The following is a 14,334-nucleotide window of genomic DNA, read 5'->3' on the forward strand; positions in this document are numbered from 1 at the left end:
GACCGGAAGGCCGCCCGATGAGCGCTCTGCACGACACCCTGCACCGGTACGTCGACGACGGGACGGTGCCGGGCGCCGTCGGCCTCGTGGCCCGTGGCGAGGACGTGGAGGTGGTGACCGCCGGTTCGGTGGACTTCGACGGCACCGCCCCCATGGCGAGGGACTCACTCTTCCGGATCGCGTCCATCACCAAGCCCATCACGGCGGCCGCCGTTCTGATCCTGGTGGAGGAGGGGCGACTCGCTCTGGAGACGCCGGTCGAGGAATGGCTGCCGGAGCTCGCGAAGCCGAGCGTGGTGCGCACGCCCGACGCGGCAGTCGAGGACGTCGTCCCCGCGGTCCGTCCGATCACCGTCGAAGACCTGCTCAGCTCCCGCACCGGCTGGGGCTTCCCTTCCGACTTCTCACTCCCGGCCGTGCAGTCCCTGTTCACGGTGCAGAAGGACGGCCGCGCCCTACAGGACTGGCCCGACGCGGACACCTGGCTGAGCCTCCTCGCACAGGTACCGATGCTCCACCAGCCTGGAGACGCCTGGCTGTACGGCACCTCGTCCGACCTCCAGGGCATCCTGGTCGCCCGTGCGTCGGGCCGCACACTCCCCGACTTCCTTGCCGAACGGATCTTCGAGCCGCTGGGCATGACCGACACGGCCTTCGAGGTGACCGAGTCGAAGCGGCACCGCTTCACCTCGCTCTACACCCCGACCCCCGACGGCCCTCCGCAACTGACGGACACCCCCGACGGGCTGTGGAGCCGCCTCCCACGCTTCCACTCGGGCGGCGGCGGCCTCGTCTCCACGGCCGACGACTGGCTGGCCTTCGCCCGCATGCTGCTGAACAGCGGCGAGGGCAACGGCCACCGCATCCTCACCCCCACCTCGGTCAGCCGCATGACGACCAACCACCTCACGGCCGAGCAGCGCGCCGACGCCACGCTCTTCCTGGAGGGGCAGGGCTGGGGCTACGGCGGCCAGGTCGACGTCACCCCGGCCGACCCCTGGAACGTCCCCGGCCGCTACGGCTGGGTGGGCGGCACCGGCACGACGGCGAACATCGTCCCGACCACGGGAACGATCGCGATCATGCTCACCCAGGTGGGGATGACGAGCCCGACACCGACGCCACTGATGCGGGACTTCTGGCGGAGCGCGGCGGGGAGCTAGGGACCGTCGGCCACGTCGGCGGGCTTCAGGTACGCGGCCGCTGTGCCACCGGCCCTTCTGGAATACCGTTGCCGAGCAACGAAAGGCCAACTAGATTCTCCGAGCCGTCCGCGTCACCCCCGGACCGGCACCGTCGACGAGGAGGTGTGGAGCACATGCGCAGGAGTGCCCAGCAGTACAGCCCGCGTACCGACCCTAACCACCTCCTCACGACGGAGACACCTTGTCGCTTCGCATCACCCCACTGACCGACCCCGACGACGGGCCGCGCAGCCGGTCGCTCGTCTGGCTGGCGTCCGACGCCGCCTCCATCCCGCTCGGGACGGCCTTTCTGCGCCTGCACGCCGATTCCGGACAGAAGCACCTGGCCGAACTGACGCTCCAGGTCCATCCCGCCGAGCGGCGCAAGGGCGTCGGTTCGCGGCTCCTCGATGCCGCCGTGGCAGCCGCCCGGGACGCCGGCCGACGCTGCGTCATAGCGCAGGCCGACGCCGGATCGCCCGGCGACGGCTTCCTGGCGGCGGGCGGGTTCCACAAGGTCCTCACCCTGCGGTTCTCCCGCCTGCCACTGGCCGACGTGGACACCGCCGCTCTCACCGAGATCATCGAGCGACCGCATCCGGGCTACCGACTGGCCCACTGGCAGGGAACCGTCCCCGACGACCTGGCGCACACCTTCGCGGCTTCGCGTCGTGCCATGGACGACATGCCCATGGACGACACCGACTACGGCACCGTGACCTGGGACGTGGACCGGGTCCGAGCAGTGGCCAAGGTCGTCGAGCAGCGCGGCGACCATCTGCACACCGTCGTCGCCATCGACACCGCCACCGGCTCGATCGCCGGATTCACCGAACTCGTCATCCCGGGCGACGGCACGGGCGATGCCCAGCACTACGGCACCGGCGTACTGCCCGAACACCGCGGCCACGATCTCGGCCGCTGGATGAAGGCCGGGTCGATCCGACAGGCACACGGGAACTATCCGAACCTCGGCGGCCTCCTGACCGACACCGCCGACAGCAACACACACATGAGACGCATCAACGACGGCCTCGGCTACACACCCACGCACACAACCCACCAGCACCAACTCGACCTCTAGCGGCGCACCGACGGGCCGGACGAGGGAACGCCCTCGTCCGGCCCGTCAGACTCAGCCGGTGTGGTCCTCCACGGCATCGAGCAGTTCGGGCCAGAGCGCGCGCGGGCGGTCGTGGCCCATGTCGGGGACCAGGAGGAGTCGGGCGCCGGGCACCAGCTCTGCGGTGCGTCGCCCGCCGCTGGGGTCGATCAGTGTGTCGTCCAGGCCGTGGATCACCAGCGTGGGCACGCGGAGTTCGCGGAGCGCGTCCGCGCGCGAGCCGCTGAGGATCATCGCTCCGAGCTGTCGGCCGATGCCGGCGGGGTAGTAGGCGCGGTCGTAGCTGGCGGCCGCCAACTCACGCAGCACCGCGGCGTCGCCGTAGCGTTTGGAGGCCCACACCAGTTCGTTCTCGGCCGCCGCGATGTAGCCCTCGCGGTCTGCGGGCTTCGGGCCGAACAACACAGCCTGAGCTTCGGGGCTGGGCTGACCGTAATCGCTCTCGCCGGTCGAGGACATCATGGACGTCAGGGTCAGCACCCGCTCGGGGTGGGCGATGGCCATGGTCTGGGCGATCATTCCGCCCATCGAGGCGCCGACCACGTGAGCGCGTTCGACGCCGAGCGCGGTGAGCAGGCCGAGGGCGTCGTCGGCCATGTCCTGGAGCCGGTAGGGCACCATCGCGAGGGCGGCGGGAATGTCGCCCGAGCTCACGGCGGCGATGAACTTCCCCATGTCGACGGGGTGATCGTCGAACTTGGTGGACAACCCGCAGTCGCGGTTGTCGTACCGGATCACATAACGCCCACGGTCGGCCAACGCACGGCAGAAGTCCTCGTGCCAGGCGAGCATCTGGGCACCGAAGCCCATGACAAGCAGAACGGGGCTGTCTCCGGGGTCGCCAAAGGTCTCGTAGGCGATGGACACCCCGGGCGACACGTCAACGATCGGCATGCGGGGAGCATGCCATGATCGGCGTGCGGAGCACACTCGGATTTATCCCGTGTGACCTGCGACCTTCCTTCGGGGCACAGTAGTTGGAGAGCTCCCGGGCATGGTGCCGGTCTCGGCGATACGGTGGCGCCATGAGTGATCACTCCGAAGCGCCTGTCATGCCCATCGAGGCCTTTGAACCCCCTTACTACGTAGCCGTGTTCACCACAGTGCGAACCCAGGAACAGAGCGGCTACAGCGAGACCAATGCACGCATGGAAGAGCTGGTGAAGGACATCCCTGGGTACCTCGGGATGGACCACGCCCAGACTCCCGGCGGGCTGGGCATCACCGTCGGGTACTTCCGCGACGCCGAGGCTCTCACGGAGTGGCGGACCAACGCCGAGCACCGGGCGGCGCAAGAGCGTGGGCGAGCCGAGTGGTACCAGAGCTACACGCTGCACGTGGCCAAGGTGGAGCGTAGCCACGGGTTCCTGCGCGCGTAAATCAGGTGGGTCCCGGGCTGATCGGCGCGGCGGTGCTGTCACAGATGGGGAGGCTGTCTTGTCCTTGCTCTGAACAGTCCCTGTTTGGAGGCGAGAGATGAGTGCTGAGCATGTGCAGTTGCCGCCGGGCGTCGAGGTGGTCTCGACGCGGTCAGAGGCGGCGGCCTGGATCCCGGCGGGCGCTGAGGCCAGGACGATCCGGGTCACCCTGTCGCCCGGCGATCCCGGCGCGCCGCCGCACCGGCACCCCGGCCCGGTCTTCGGCTACGTCACCGAGGGCGAGATCCTCTTCGAGCTGGAGGGGCAGGAGCCCAGGGTGCTCAAGGCCGGCGACGCCCTGTTCGAGCCCGGGGGTGATGTGATCCATTACCAGGGCGCCAATAACCTCCCTGATGCGCAGTCACAACTGGTGGTGACGATGTTCGCGCCGCCCGGCACGCCGATTCTGACAGTGGTCGGCGCGCAGGAACTGGCGGAGCGACGGCATCTGCGGGTCACGCAATACTGAGCAGCGGAATCGCGCCGACGCCTGCTTCGCTCAGCCCGCACGGGCTGGGGGTTACTGCTGGTGTCGGCGCGGTCCTCTGCCTCGCTCGGATGGGAATTGACGCACAGGTGGTCAGTCCCCCTGATCCAGTGTCAGGAACGGAAGCCGATGACCCCGAACCCCGGTCGTTCCTGTGCGTGCCTCATCCAGCCGATGCACTGCATGACGGCGTCCACCACCTCGGGCTCCAACGGCGGTGCTTCGCCCGACTCGTCGACCGCCCGCTTGGTCGCCTCGAACTGCTCCAGAGCCTGGGCGATCTGACCGGGCGTCCACTCGCCGCAGCCCGGGGTGAAGGTGTACGGCAGTGGCGAGGGCAGGCCGCCGAAGCTGAACTCCTCGACGGACACCGCGGTGATGCCGAGAGCCTTCAGGCCCTGGTCGACGACCGAAAGCCAGTCCCCGCGATGCGGGGTGAAGCTGCTGTTGTCCAGGAACGAGCCGGTGAGGGAACACAGCCGCTTGTAGGCATAGCCGTACTGAAAGGCGTGGTCCTCGTCGCCGCTGAAGGGCCCGCCATGGACGACCGCCCGCAGTGCCTCGTACGCCTTGGGGGCACCCTGCTCGATCTCGTAGCTGAAGTAGTCGTCGTCGCGAGCCAGGTCCTCCCCGAACCTGTCGTTGATCACTTCCAGCAGCTGGTCGTCACGGGATCCGACCAGGGCACGCGTCGCGGCGACATCGAGCAAGTAGACACTCAGAGAAGAACTCATAGGACGAACCTACGGGATGCCACTGACAGCACCGTGGGAGCCAGTGAGGGGTTGGAGGCTGCCGCCTCCGCCACCCGCTCGTTGTTGTCGGTGAGGAGTTCCGCGATGACTGTCGGGGGCAGGTTCGGGTGGGTGGCGGCCAGGGGTCGGGCCCGCTCGTCGGTCAGGCAAGCCAGCAGCGCGGGTGCCGGGGTGTGCGGGTGCCGGGCGATTTCGCGGAAGGCCTTCCGCACCGGAGGCTGGTGCCGGGTCAGTTCCTCCAGCAGGGCGGGCGAGGCATCCGGGTTGGCCGCCGCTTTGGCCACCACCTGGACTCCGTGGCGGGCGACCATGGCGCGCAGGTGGGCGTCGGAGAGGCCCGGGTGGGGCGCGACGGACTTGGCCACCTTGGCGTCGGGGTCGGCGGCCAGCGCGTCGCGGATCGCGGCTGGCAGGTCACGCCGTTGCGCCACGAGCATCCGTACGGCCGGATCGGGTGATACGGCCAGCCGCGCCGTCTCATCCGGGGAGGCGGCCGCGATCCGCGGCAGCAGGGTTGAACCGATCCTGGTCGCTCGCGCCAGGTCGGCCAGCACGTCGAGCGGCACGTTCGGATTGTGGGCGAGTCGGCGCTGCACGTCGTGGCCGCGGTCGGCGGCCAGCGTACGGATGAGGGTGTCGTCGATCGCTGGATTCTCGGCGAGATCGGCCCGGACCCCGGGGATGGGGTCCTTGGCGAGTCGTGCCCCCACGCTCGGCGGCAGATCCGGTCGGATTGCGAGGGCGCTGCGCAGCAGCATGGAGGGGTGATCGGCGAAGCGGACGGCGGCGTCGATCGGGGTGGCAAGGTTGAGCAGCGCCATGCGCTGGATCTCGTGCACGGTCGACTGGTGAGAACCGTCGCAGGCGGCGCCCGCGAGTAGATCGCACTCAGGCCGTTGGCAGGACGACTCGTGCACGAACGGCGTTTCCTCGCGGTCGCAGACCAGGCACCGCTGCGCCGGTGGGATCCCTTCCCCGGTGATCAGCGTCTCCAGCACAGTCGGCGGCGTCGACTCGTTGGCCGCCGCCGAGCGGCGTACCTCTGCGTGGGGGTGGCGTGCGAGCCTGGCGGCCGTGTCGGAGGTGGTCCACAGTGCGAGTTCCGCGACCACCTGGATGTCCGGGTCGGCGGCGAGTGTCCGTATGACGTCGGGTGGTAGGTCGGGGCAGGCGGCGAGTTTCTCGCGGACCCGGGTGGCTGGGTGGGTTGCCAGGAAAGGAGTCCACTCCTGGCGGCCGGCTCCTTCGTCGAGGAGGGCGAGCGCGGCGTAGGGCTGGGCGGCGGGATCGATGTCGTCCGCGGTCAGCCTGCCCTCGTATGCCAGTTGGACGGCGATCTCGTCGCCGCGAGCGGCCAGCGTGGTCAGCTGCGCGGGAGTGAGGTCCGTGCGTGCGGCGAGCTCGCTGCTGAGGTCGGTGTCGGCGATGGTGATGAGCCGGTCGATCAGTTCGGGTGGCAGGGACGGGTTGGCGGCGAGTCCGTGCAGGACGTGGTTCACGGGCACATCCTGGTCGGACTTCCGCCGGATCGCTCGTGGATTTCGAGGTGAGGGCGCGCCTGCGCGGCCGCGCAGGCGCGCCCCTTCCTTGCCGCTGCTCATGGCTCAGCGACTCCACGCCGCTGCTCAGAGCTCAGCGGCTCCACCCGGCTTCTTGCCGATCCTCCTAACTCAGCGGCTCCACCCGGATGTTGCGGAACCGCACCTTGTTCCCGTGGTCCTGGAGGCGGATCGCGCCGGCTGACGGGCCTTCGGGTCGGCCGGCGCCGGTCGGGCCGTCGATCGTGATGTCGTCGTGGATCTTCTTGCCGTTCCAGACGACGGTGACCCGTGCGTCGGCCGTCTTGTTGCCGTCGGCGTCGAAGCGGGCCGCGCGGAAGGTGATGTCGTACGTCTGCCAGGTCTCCGGCGCTGTTGCGGCGTTGATGTCCGGAGCCTTCTTGAGATAGATCGCGCCGGCTTCGTTCGTGTCGAGCGTCGTGTCACCGAAGGAGTCGAGGATCTGGAGTTCGTACCGGTCCTGGAGGTAGACGCCGCTGTTGCCGCGGTCCTGGCCGGTCACGTCGTCCGGCAGGAGCGGGACGCGGAACTCCACGTGCAGCTTGAAGTCCTGGTAGGCGTCCTTCGTACGCAGGTCGCCGCAGCACACCTCCATCGACTGCTCCTCGGTGAGCGGCCATTCGACGGTACGTCCGTCCGTGTGCTGCCACTGACTCTGTGACGCGGCGGTGCCGTCGAAGAGGGAGACTCGGGCGCCGTGCGGGCGGACGGTGATCAGGTCCAGGTTGACGTGACCCGTGTCGCCGGAGTCGAAGCGGTAGGCGATGGTGTTCTTGCCTGCGCGCAGGGTGACCCGTTCGGCCTGGGTCGACCAGGTGTCCCAGTTGCTCGTCGACGCGAGCTCGGTCTGTCTCAGCTTCTTTCCGTTGGCGTACAGGGAGAGGGACTTGGTGCCCTGGAAGGGGTTGGGGCCGTTGGAGTAGCGCAGATTGACGTCGTAGTCGCCGGCCTTGGGGACGGTGACGTCGAAGGTGGTGGCGGCCTTGCCCTCGGTGCCGTAGCGATCGACGAAGCCGCTGCCCGAGTAGCCGGGGTGGTCGGTGTTGATTCCGGCCGTGCCGGTCAGCCGTGCCTCCTCGGCCTCGTACAGGGTCGCGGGCGGCGGCTGCTTGCCCGGCACGGCGTTGAGCGTGTACCAGGCCTCCGTGCTCCACAGTGCCTCGCCCGATGTGGACGCGAAGGGGCGGGGTGAGCGGACGTGGACGACATGGCCCGGCTTGAGGCCGTCAAGGCGCAGAGAGACCGTGCGGCCGTCGTCGGACAGGGTCGCCGAGCGGACGTCGAGCCGCTGCTCGCCGATCTTCGGTCCGCCGTAGTCCGATGTGGGGGTGTAGCGCCACTGCTCGGCCTGGTAGTGGGAAGCCAGCTTCTCCGCGGTGGCCTCGGACAGCGGCTGGGTGTACTCCAGGTCGAAGCCGCCCGGGACTGCGCGCATCTCCTTGATGTCGAAGGTGTTGCCGCCGTTGGGGGTCAGCTTCTGGAGGCCGAACTTCAGTTTTCCTTCCTGGCCCCAGTTGCCGTCCGCGCCGAGCCCGCCCGCGTAGACGACACCGTCCGGGCCCATGGTGATGCGGTTGACGCCGGCTTCGAGTCCCTGCGTGTAGCGGAACACGGCGCCCTGGTACTGGCCCTTCACCTTCTCCAGATAGGCGCGCTGGAGCCCGCCGTAGGTGACGTCGCCGAGGAGCATCTGCCCGGCGAAGCGGCCCTTGGTCAAGTACAGCGGTGTGCTGGGGGAGTTGGCGATCTCGTTCTGCGGCAGCCACAGCACCGGTTCGGTCACCGACCGGTCGTCGAAGGGGCCTGAGGGCTCGGTGTAGTGGTTGAAGAAGCGGTCCTGCTTGATGTGGACCAGCTTGGACGCCGGCAGCCAGCCGCCCTGGTTGTCGGTGGTGAAGATGTCGCCGCCGGGGCCCCAGCCGATGCCGTTGGGGGTGCGCAGACCGCCCGCGATCGGCTGGATCTTCCCTGTCTTCTTGCTGATCTTGTACGTGGTCCCACGGCCGGGGGCAGGCTGCGGGGTCGTGGTCGCGCCGCCGTAGTTGATGGCGACGGACAGGTTCACGTAGAAGTAGCCGTCGCGGTAGAGCAGACCGAAGGCGAACTCGTGGAAGTTGCCGCCGTAGGGCCAGGTGGCGACGGTCCGGTAGTCGTCGGCGACGAAGTCCCGGTTGGTGTCGACCAGTCGGGTCAGCTCGTGCTTCTGCGACACGTACAGCGAGCCGTCGACGTACTTGATGCCCATGGGCTCGCGCAGCCCGCTCGCGATCTTCTTCACCGTCACCTTGTCGCGACTGGTGTCGCCGGTGACGTTGTCGAGAAGGTACGCCTCGCCCGTGGTCGTCTGTGAGCCGCCCCAGGTGGTGATGGCCAGGCGTCCGTCGGGCAGCCAGTCCATGCCGGTGACCTGCGGCTCGAAGCCGTCCGGGCGCAGGTCGGTGAGGGTGAGGTCGGGGCGTACGTCGGCCAGCGGCAGACCGTCACCCGGGCTGTCCGCTCCGGACTCGCACTCCTTGCGTCCCGGGGCGGTCACCCGCACCACTCCGGCGTCGGTGCTCAGTGCCTCGCTCGGCACCGTGGTGAAGTCGTTCGCGGAGGGCGGCTTCCAGGCCAGTGCGAGGCGTTGCTCGCCGCCGCGTTCGAAGTAGTCGATGCGGAACGGGTGCGATCCGGCGGTGAGTTGGACGGATCCGTCCTTGGGCTCGGCGCCGTGCAGTCCGTCGTGGTCGATGACCGTCCGGTCGTCGATGGTGAGCCGGGATCCGTCGTCGCTGGTCAGACGGAACGTGTAGGACCCGTCGTCGGGTATGACGAGGTAGCCGGACACCTCGGCCGAGAAGTTGTCGGCGAAGCCGCCGAAGTCTCCGGTCGTGGACCAGTCCACGGTCGGCATCAGCTTGTCGTGGTTGGGGGTCTGACCCGGCTTGAGCTTGCACAGCTTGCTGAGCGGGACCTGGGTGTCGAACACCCGCAGGGTCACTCCCGGTTCCTGGGGCGGGATGTCATCGGGAGCCGCGGCGGACGGTGGCGCCGTCCACACGCCGCCGATGAGGAAGCTTCCGAGAAGCAGGGGGGTGAGGCGTCTTCGGGCATGGCGGAACCACCGTTGATGCATCGGTCCTCCAGAACGGACCGGAGGCCGCCGGATTGCACTCCGGTCGAGATACCCGCTGCGCGGGGGGTGCGCAGGAGGTGGTACTCGTGCGGTTGAGCGAAACCGTAGGGGACTTTCGCTGAGCACGTCCAGACTTTGTCATCAGCGAGTTCAAAGTCCCGTCGGGGATCCGGTACTGCACCGAACCGCGGCTCGATGCAGACTGTGCGTGCCGCTCGTGCGGTGGCCCTTGGACGTGCACAGACCCGACGGAGACCCGGATGGAACGACGTCAGCTGGAGTACTTCATCGCGGTCGTCGAGCATGGCGGTTTCACGGCCGCGGCCGCCGCGCTCCATGTCGCGCAGCCCTCGCTGTCGCACGCGATCCGCACCCTGGAGCGCGAATGCGGCGGGAAACTCTTCCACCGGCTCGCCCAGGGCGTCTGTCTCACCCCGGCCGGCGAGGCCCTGGTGCGGCCCGCCCGGCAGGTCCTGCGCGACCTGTCCACCGCGAGTTCCCTGGTGCGGGAGGTGCTCGGGCTCAGTGGCGGCCGGCTCGACATCGTTTCGCAGACGACGCTCTCGGTCGACCCGCTGGCCGACATGCTGGGCCGCTTCCACCGTGCGCATCCGAAGGTCAGCGTGCGTGTGGTCGATCCGGAGCGTGGGCCCGCCGTGGCGCAGATGGTCGCGGCAGGGGAGTGCGAGCTCGGTCTGGTGGACGCCTCCGTGCCCACGGCCGACCTGAGCGGGATCGACCTGCCGGAGCAGGAGATGCACGTAGTGCTGCCGGCCGACCATCCGCATCCAGCGGGCGACACCATCACCTCACCTCAACTGGCCGCGCTGGACCTGATCGTGACACCGCCGGGCACCGAGACCCGGGCGGCGGTCGACGACGTGTGCACCGCGCTCGGCGTCGCGCCACGCATCGCCGTCGAGACCGCGCACCGCGCGATGATCGTGCCGCTCGTTCTTTCCGGCGTCGGCGCCGCCGTACTGCCCGCCTCCATGGCCCGGGACGCCGCACTGCGCGGGGCGCGCATGCTGTCCCACCGACCGCGGCTGCTGCGCCACGGTCGACTGGTCTGGCGCTCGGGCCAACTCTCCCCGGCCGCCGAGGCGTTCGCGAACCTGGCGTCCGAACCCGCCCGGGACGGACGTACCCAGTAGGTATAGAAAATCTCTACCGCCGTCATTCAAAACCGGTTCACGTGAATTCAGGCGGCCTCGTTGACCCGCCGCGACGACGACTGACACCTTGGCTTCATCGCAGGCCGGGACGCCTTCAAAGGCCCCCAACAACGCCGTACGGAGCCGCTATTCAGGCTGCGAAAAGAGTCTGCGATTTCCCCGAAGAAGGTGTGAATTTTCCGCCGGGTCATCGAATCGGAGAATTGAATGAGTGAGTTCGACGCGGGACGGCACATACTTCCGCGGCCGGATGCCCGCAGCCCGCTGACGGCCGCCATGGACGTGCACGACCAGGAGACCGCCTTCACTCCCATCGGCCCGGTCCCGCCGCCCGACGGAGCACCGAACGTCGTGATCGTGCTCGTCGACGACCTCGGGTTCGGCACCTCCAGCGCGTTCGGCGGTCCGTGCGAGATGCCGGCCGCGGAACGACTCGCGGACGACGGGCTCCGCTACACCCGCTTCCACGTCACGGCCCTGTGCTCACCCACCCGCCAGGCCCTGCTGACCGGACGCAACCACCACTCGGTCGGCATGGGCGGCACCACCGAGATGACCACCGCGGCCCCCGGATACAACGGCTTCCGGCCGCGCAGCGCGGCGACCCTGGCCCAGATCCTCCAGGGCAACGGCTACAGCACGGCCGCCTTCGGCAAATGGCACCAGACCCCGCCGCGCGAGATCAGCCCGGTCGGCCCGTTCGACCGCTGGCCGACCGGCGAGGGGTTCGACACCTTCTACGGCTTCATGGGCGCCGAGATGAACCACTGGTACCCGCTGCTCTACCAGGGCACCACCCCCGTCGAGCCCGAGCGCCGGCCCGAGGACGGCTACCACCTCTCCGAGGACCTCGTCGACCACGCCATCGACTGGGTGCGCACCCAGCGCACACTGACTCCCGACCGACCGTTCTTCACCTACCTGGCGCTGGGCGCCGCGCACGCCCCGCTGCACGTCGGCCGCGCATGGCAGGAGAAGTACCGCGGACGGTTCGACCACGGCTGGGACCGGCAGCGCGAACTCACCCTGCAACGCCAGCGGGAACTCGGCGTCGTCCCCCCGGAGGCCGAACTCGCGCCCTGGGCCGAGGGCGTGCCCCACTGGGACGACCTCAGCGACAACCAGCGCCGGCTGTCGGCCAGGTTCATGGAGACGTTCGCCGCCTTCACCGAACACGCCGACGTCCAGGTCGGCAGGTTCGTCGACGCACTGGAGGAACTCGGCGAACTCGACAACACGCTCTTCCTCTACATCCTCGGCGACAACGGAGCCTCGGGCGAGGGCGGCATCGAGGGGACGATCGTCGAGCACCGGCTCGGACACGGCGTGGTGGACGACCCGGACGAGATGATCGACCACCTGGACGAGATCGGCGGCCCGCTCAGCTACCCGATCGCCCCGGCCGGATGGGCGCTGGCCCTGAACACCCCCTACCAGTGGACCAAGCAGGTCGCCTCGCACTTCGGCGGCACCCGCGACGGCATGATCCTGCACTGGCCACGCGGAGTCCCCGAGCGCGGCGGACTGCGCCACCAGTTCTCGCACGTCATCGACGTACTCCCGACCATCCTGGACTGTGCGGGCATCCCGGCGCCGTTCAGCGTGGACGGCGTGCCCCAGCAGCCCATCGAGGGCACGAGCATGCAGCACACCCTCACCGACCCCCAGGCGAGCGAGCACCGCCGGACCCAGTACTTCGAGATGTGCGGCAACCGGGGCATCTACCACAACGGCTGGATGGCGGTCACCCGGCACGGCATCCCCTGGGAGATGGTCCCGGACAAGGACCGGCGGTTCACCGACGACGTCTGGGAGCTCTACGACATCGACCACGACTGGAGCCAGGCGCGCGACCTCGCCGCCGAACACCCCGAGAAACTGCGCCGGTTGCAGGACCTGTTCCTCATCGAGGCGGCCAAGTACCAGGTCTTCCCCCTCGACGACCGGGTCACGGAACGCGAGAATCCCGCGATGGCAGGCCGTATCGACCTGCTCGGCGAGCGGACCTCCATCACCTACCGCGCGGGCATGCGACGGTTCACCGAGGAGACCACCCTCAACGTCAAGAACCGCTCGCACAGCATCACAGCGGACGTCGACCTGCCCGACACGGACACCCACGGCGTGATCATCTCCCAGGGCGGCCGATTCGGCGGCTGGAGCCTGTACGTCACCGACGGCAGGCCGGCCTACGCCTACAACTACTTCGGCATTAACCTGTACACCGTGCGCGGCGACGAACCCCTGACGCCCGGACGGCACGAGATCCGCCTCGAGTTCGACTACGACGGCGGAGGCCTCGGCAAGGGCGGCACCGCCGTGCTCCTCGTCAACGGCGAGAAGCACGCGAGCGGACGGGTGGCGCGGACCATCCCGTACTACTTCTCCTTCGACGAGACCCTCGACGTCGGAGTCGACCTGAGCACCCCGGTGACCGACGACTACCCCGCCCTCGACAACGAGTTCACCGGCACCATTCATACGGTCCGCATCGACCTGGACGACCGCAGCGCCGCGTCGTCCGAGTACGACGGAGGACTGCACCGGCGTGTGATGGGGGCGCAGTGAGCTGCTGCACGCCGTCCGGCGGCCGGGACGAGCAACGGGCTGCCCTCCTTACGGCGGCCGCCTCCCGGACGACGACCGAGGGCATGGTCGCCGTCCCCGCCGGCAGGTTCCTCATGGGCAGCCAGGACGAGCTCGCCTATCCGGCCGACGGCGAGGGCCCGGTCCGCACTGTGCACGTCGACGCCTTCTGGATCGACGCCCGCACGGTTACCAACGCGCAATTCGACGCGTTCGCCGCCGCGACCGGGTACCGCACCTCCGCCGAGCGCATCGGCTGGTCGTTCGTCTTCGCCGGGCTGCTCCCCGACGACTTCCCGCCCACCCGGGCGGTGGCGGCCGCCCCCTGGTGGCGCCAGGTCGAGGGCGCCGACTGGCGGCGTCCCGACGGACCGCAGTCCACCTGGGAGACCCGGCCCGACCACCCCGTCATCCACGTCGTCCGGGACGACGCCCGCGCCTACTGCGCCTGGGCCGGCAAACGCCTGCCCACCGAGGCGGAGTGGGAACGCGCTGCCCGAGGGGGACTGCACGCGAAGGTGTTCCCCTGGGGCGACGAGTTCGAGCCTGGCGGGCGCCCCCGCATGAACGTGTGGCAGGGCGACTTCCCCGACCGGCACCCCACCGTCGACGGCTGGTACGGCACCTGCCCCGTCGACGCCTTCGAACCCAACGGCTTCGGCCTGTACAACACCACCGGCAACGTCTGGGAATGGTGCGAGGACCGGTTCTCCCTCTCCCACGGCGAACGCCGGTACGTCACCAAGGGCGGCTCCTACCTCTGCCACGCCTCCTACTGCCGCCGCTACCGGGTCGCCGCCCGACAGGGCCTCTTCGCGGACTCGGCGACCGGAAACGTGGGATTCCGGTGCGCCCTGGACATGACCTGACCCCCCTTCACCCCACCCTCCCCACCATCCGCACGGCGCGAGACGCCCGGCGCACAAGGAGCA

11 protein-coding genes are annotated in these 14,334 nt (G+C 69.2%); 7 read left to right on the forward strand and 4 right to left on the reverse strand.

The window, feature by feature from the left end:
* Positions 1 to 17: 17 nt before the first annotated feature.
* Positions 18 to 1,163, forward strand: coding sequence for a serine hydrolase domain-containing protein (locus tag CP983_RS43145; protein WP_150506071.1), 1,146 nt, complete (start codon positions 18 to 20; stop codon positions 1,161 to 1,163).
* A gap of 223 nt (positions 1,164 to 1,386) precedes the next feature.
* The gene (locus CP983_RS43150) at positions 1,387 to 2,268 is read left to right on the forward strand and encodes a GNAT family N-acetyltransferase (protein WP_150506072.1); all 882 of its coding nucleotides are present in this window, start codon (positions 1,387 to 1,389) and stop codon (positions 2,266 to 2,268) included.
* A 51-nt stretch (positions 2,269 to 2,319) separates the two neighbouring features.
* Here CP983_RS43150 and CP983_RS43155 read toward each other — a convergent pair whose 3' ends face one another.
* Positions 2,320 to 3,201: an alpha/beta fold hydrolase gene (locus CP983_RS43155; RefSeq protein WP_150506074.1), complete on the reverse strand. Its 882-nt coding sequence runs from the start codon at positions 3,199 to 3,201 to the stop codon at positions 2,320 to 2,322.
* Positions 3,202 to 3,332: 131 nt separating this feature from the next.
* On the opposite strand from CP983_RS43155, the gene CP983_RS43160 reads away from it, so the two are divergent.
* On the forward strand, positions 3,333 to 3,686 hold the full coding sequence (locus CP983_RS43160; protein ID WP_150506075.1) for an antibiotic biosynthesis monooxygenase family protein: 354 nt from the start codon (positions 3,333 to 3,335) through the stop codon (positions 3,684 to 3,686).
* Positions 3,687 to 3,783: 97 nt separating this feature from the next.
* Positions 3,784 to 4,194: a cupin domain-containing protein gene (locus CP983_RS43165; protein WP_150506077.1), complete on the forward strand. Its 411-nt coding sequence runs from the start codon at positions 3,784 to 3,786 to the stop codon at positions 4,192 to 4,194.
* A 131-nt stretch (positions 4,195 to 4,325) separates the two neighbouring features.
* Here CP983_RS43165 and CP983_RS43170 read toward each other — a convergent pair whose 3' ends face one another.
* The 3 genes from CP983_RS43170 to CP983_RS43180 form a co-directional block, all read right to left on the reverse strand.
* Positions 4,326 to 4,946, reverse strand: coding sequence for a DUF7691 family protein (locus CP983_RS43170; protein ID WP_150506079.1), 621 nt, complete (start codon positions 4,944 to 4,946; stop codon positions 4,326 to 4,328).
* A complete protein-coding gene (locus tag CP983_RS43175; RefSeq protein ID WP_150506082.1) occupies positions 4,943 to 6,466 on the reverse strand; it encodes a hypothetical protein in 1,524 nt (507 codons plus the stop codon). The genes CP983_RS43170 and CP983_RS43175 overlap by 4 nt, the downstream gene beginning before the upstream one ends.
* Positions 6,467 to 6,632: 166 nt before the next feature.
* Positions 6,633 to 9,641: a 3-keto-alpha-glucoside-1,2-lyase-like domain-containing protein gene (locus CP983_RS43180; protein WP_150506084.1), complete on the reverse strand. Its 3,009-nt coding sequence runs from the start codon at positions 9,639 to 9,641 to the stop codon at positions 6,633 to 6,635.
* 260 nt (positions 9,642 to 9,901) lie between these two features.
* On the opposite strand from CP983_RS43180, the gene CP983_RS43185 reads away from it, so the two are divergent.
* The 3 genes from CP983_RS43185 (at position 9,902) to CP983_RS43195 (ending at position 14,271) form a co-directional block, all read left to right on the forward strand.
* The gene (locus CP983_RS43185) at positions 9,902 to 10,795 is read left to right on the forward strand and encodes a LysR family transcriptional regulator (RefSeq protein ID WP_150506086.1); all 894 of its coding nucleotides are present in this window, start codon (positions 9,902 to 9,904) and stop codon (positions 10,793 to 10,795) included.
* A gap of 228 nt (positions 10,796 to 11,023) precedes the next feature.
* Positions 11,024 to 13,384, forward strand: coding sequence for an arylsulfatase (locus CP983_RS43190; RefSeq protein WP_150506088.1), 2,361 nt, complete (start codon positions 11,024 to 11,026; stop codon positions 13,382 to 13,384).
* The gene (locus tag CP983_RS43195; RefSeq protein ID WP_373309848.1) at positions 13,381 to 14,271 is read left to right on the forward strand and encodes a formylglycine-generating enzyme family protein; all 891 of its coding nucleotides are present in this window, start codon (positions 13,381 to 13,383) and stop codon (positions 14,269 to 14,271) included. The genes CP983_RS43190 and CP983_RS43195 overlap by 4 nt, the downstream gene beginning before the upstream one ends.
* The last annotated feature ends 63 nt before the right edge of the window (positions 14,272 to 14,334 follow it).

This window comes from Streptomyces chartreusis (genome assembly GCF_008704715.1).
Lineage (GTDB): Bacteria > Actinomycetota > Actinomycetes > Streptomycetales > Streptomycetaceae > Streptomyces > Streptomyces chartreusis.

Bases quoted from the DNA above. Each gene is read 5' to 3' on its own strand.
- CP983_RS43145 (WP_150506071.1), top strand. From the start codon at position 18: ATGAGCGCTCTGCACGACACCCTGCACCGGTACGTCGACGACGGGACG.
- CP983_RS43155 (WP_150506074.1), bottom strand. From the start codon at position 3,201: ATGCCGATCGTTGACGTGTCGCCCGGGGTGTCCATCGCCTACGAGACC.
- CP983_RS43160 (WP_150506075.1), top strand. From the start codon at position 3,333: ATGAGTGATCACTCCGAAGCGCCTGTCATGCCCATCGAGGCCTTTGAA.
- CP983_RS43165 (WP_150506077.1), top strand. From the start codon at position 3,784: ATGAGTGCTGAGCATGTGCAGTTGCCGCCGGGCGTCGAGGTGGTCTCG.
- CP983_RS43170 (WP_150506079.1), bottom strand. From the start codon at position 4,946: ATGAGTTCTTCTCTGAGTGTCTACTTGCTCGATGTCGCCGCGACGCGT.
- CP983_RS43180 (WP_150506084.1), bottom strand. From the start codon at position 9,641: ATGCATCAACGGTGGTTCCGCCATGCCCGAAGACGCCTCACCCCCCTG.
- CP983_RS43185 (WP_150506086.1), top strand. From the start codon at position 9,902: ATGGAACGACGTCAGCTGGAGTACTTCATCGCGGTCGTCGAGCATGGC.
- CP983_RS43190 (WP_150506088.1), top strand. From the start codon at position 11,024: ATGAGTGAGTTCGACGCGGGACGGCACATACTTCCGCGGCCGGATGCC.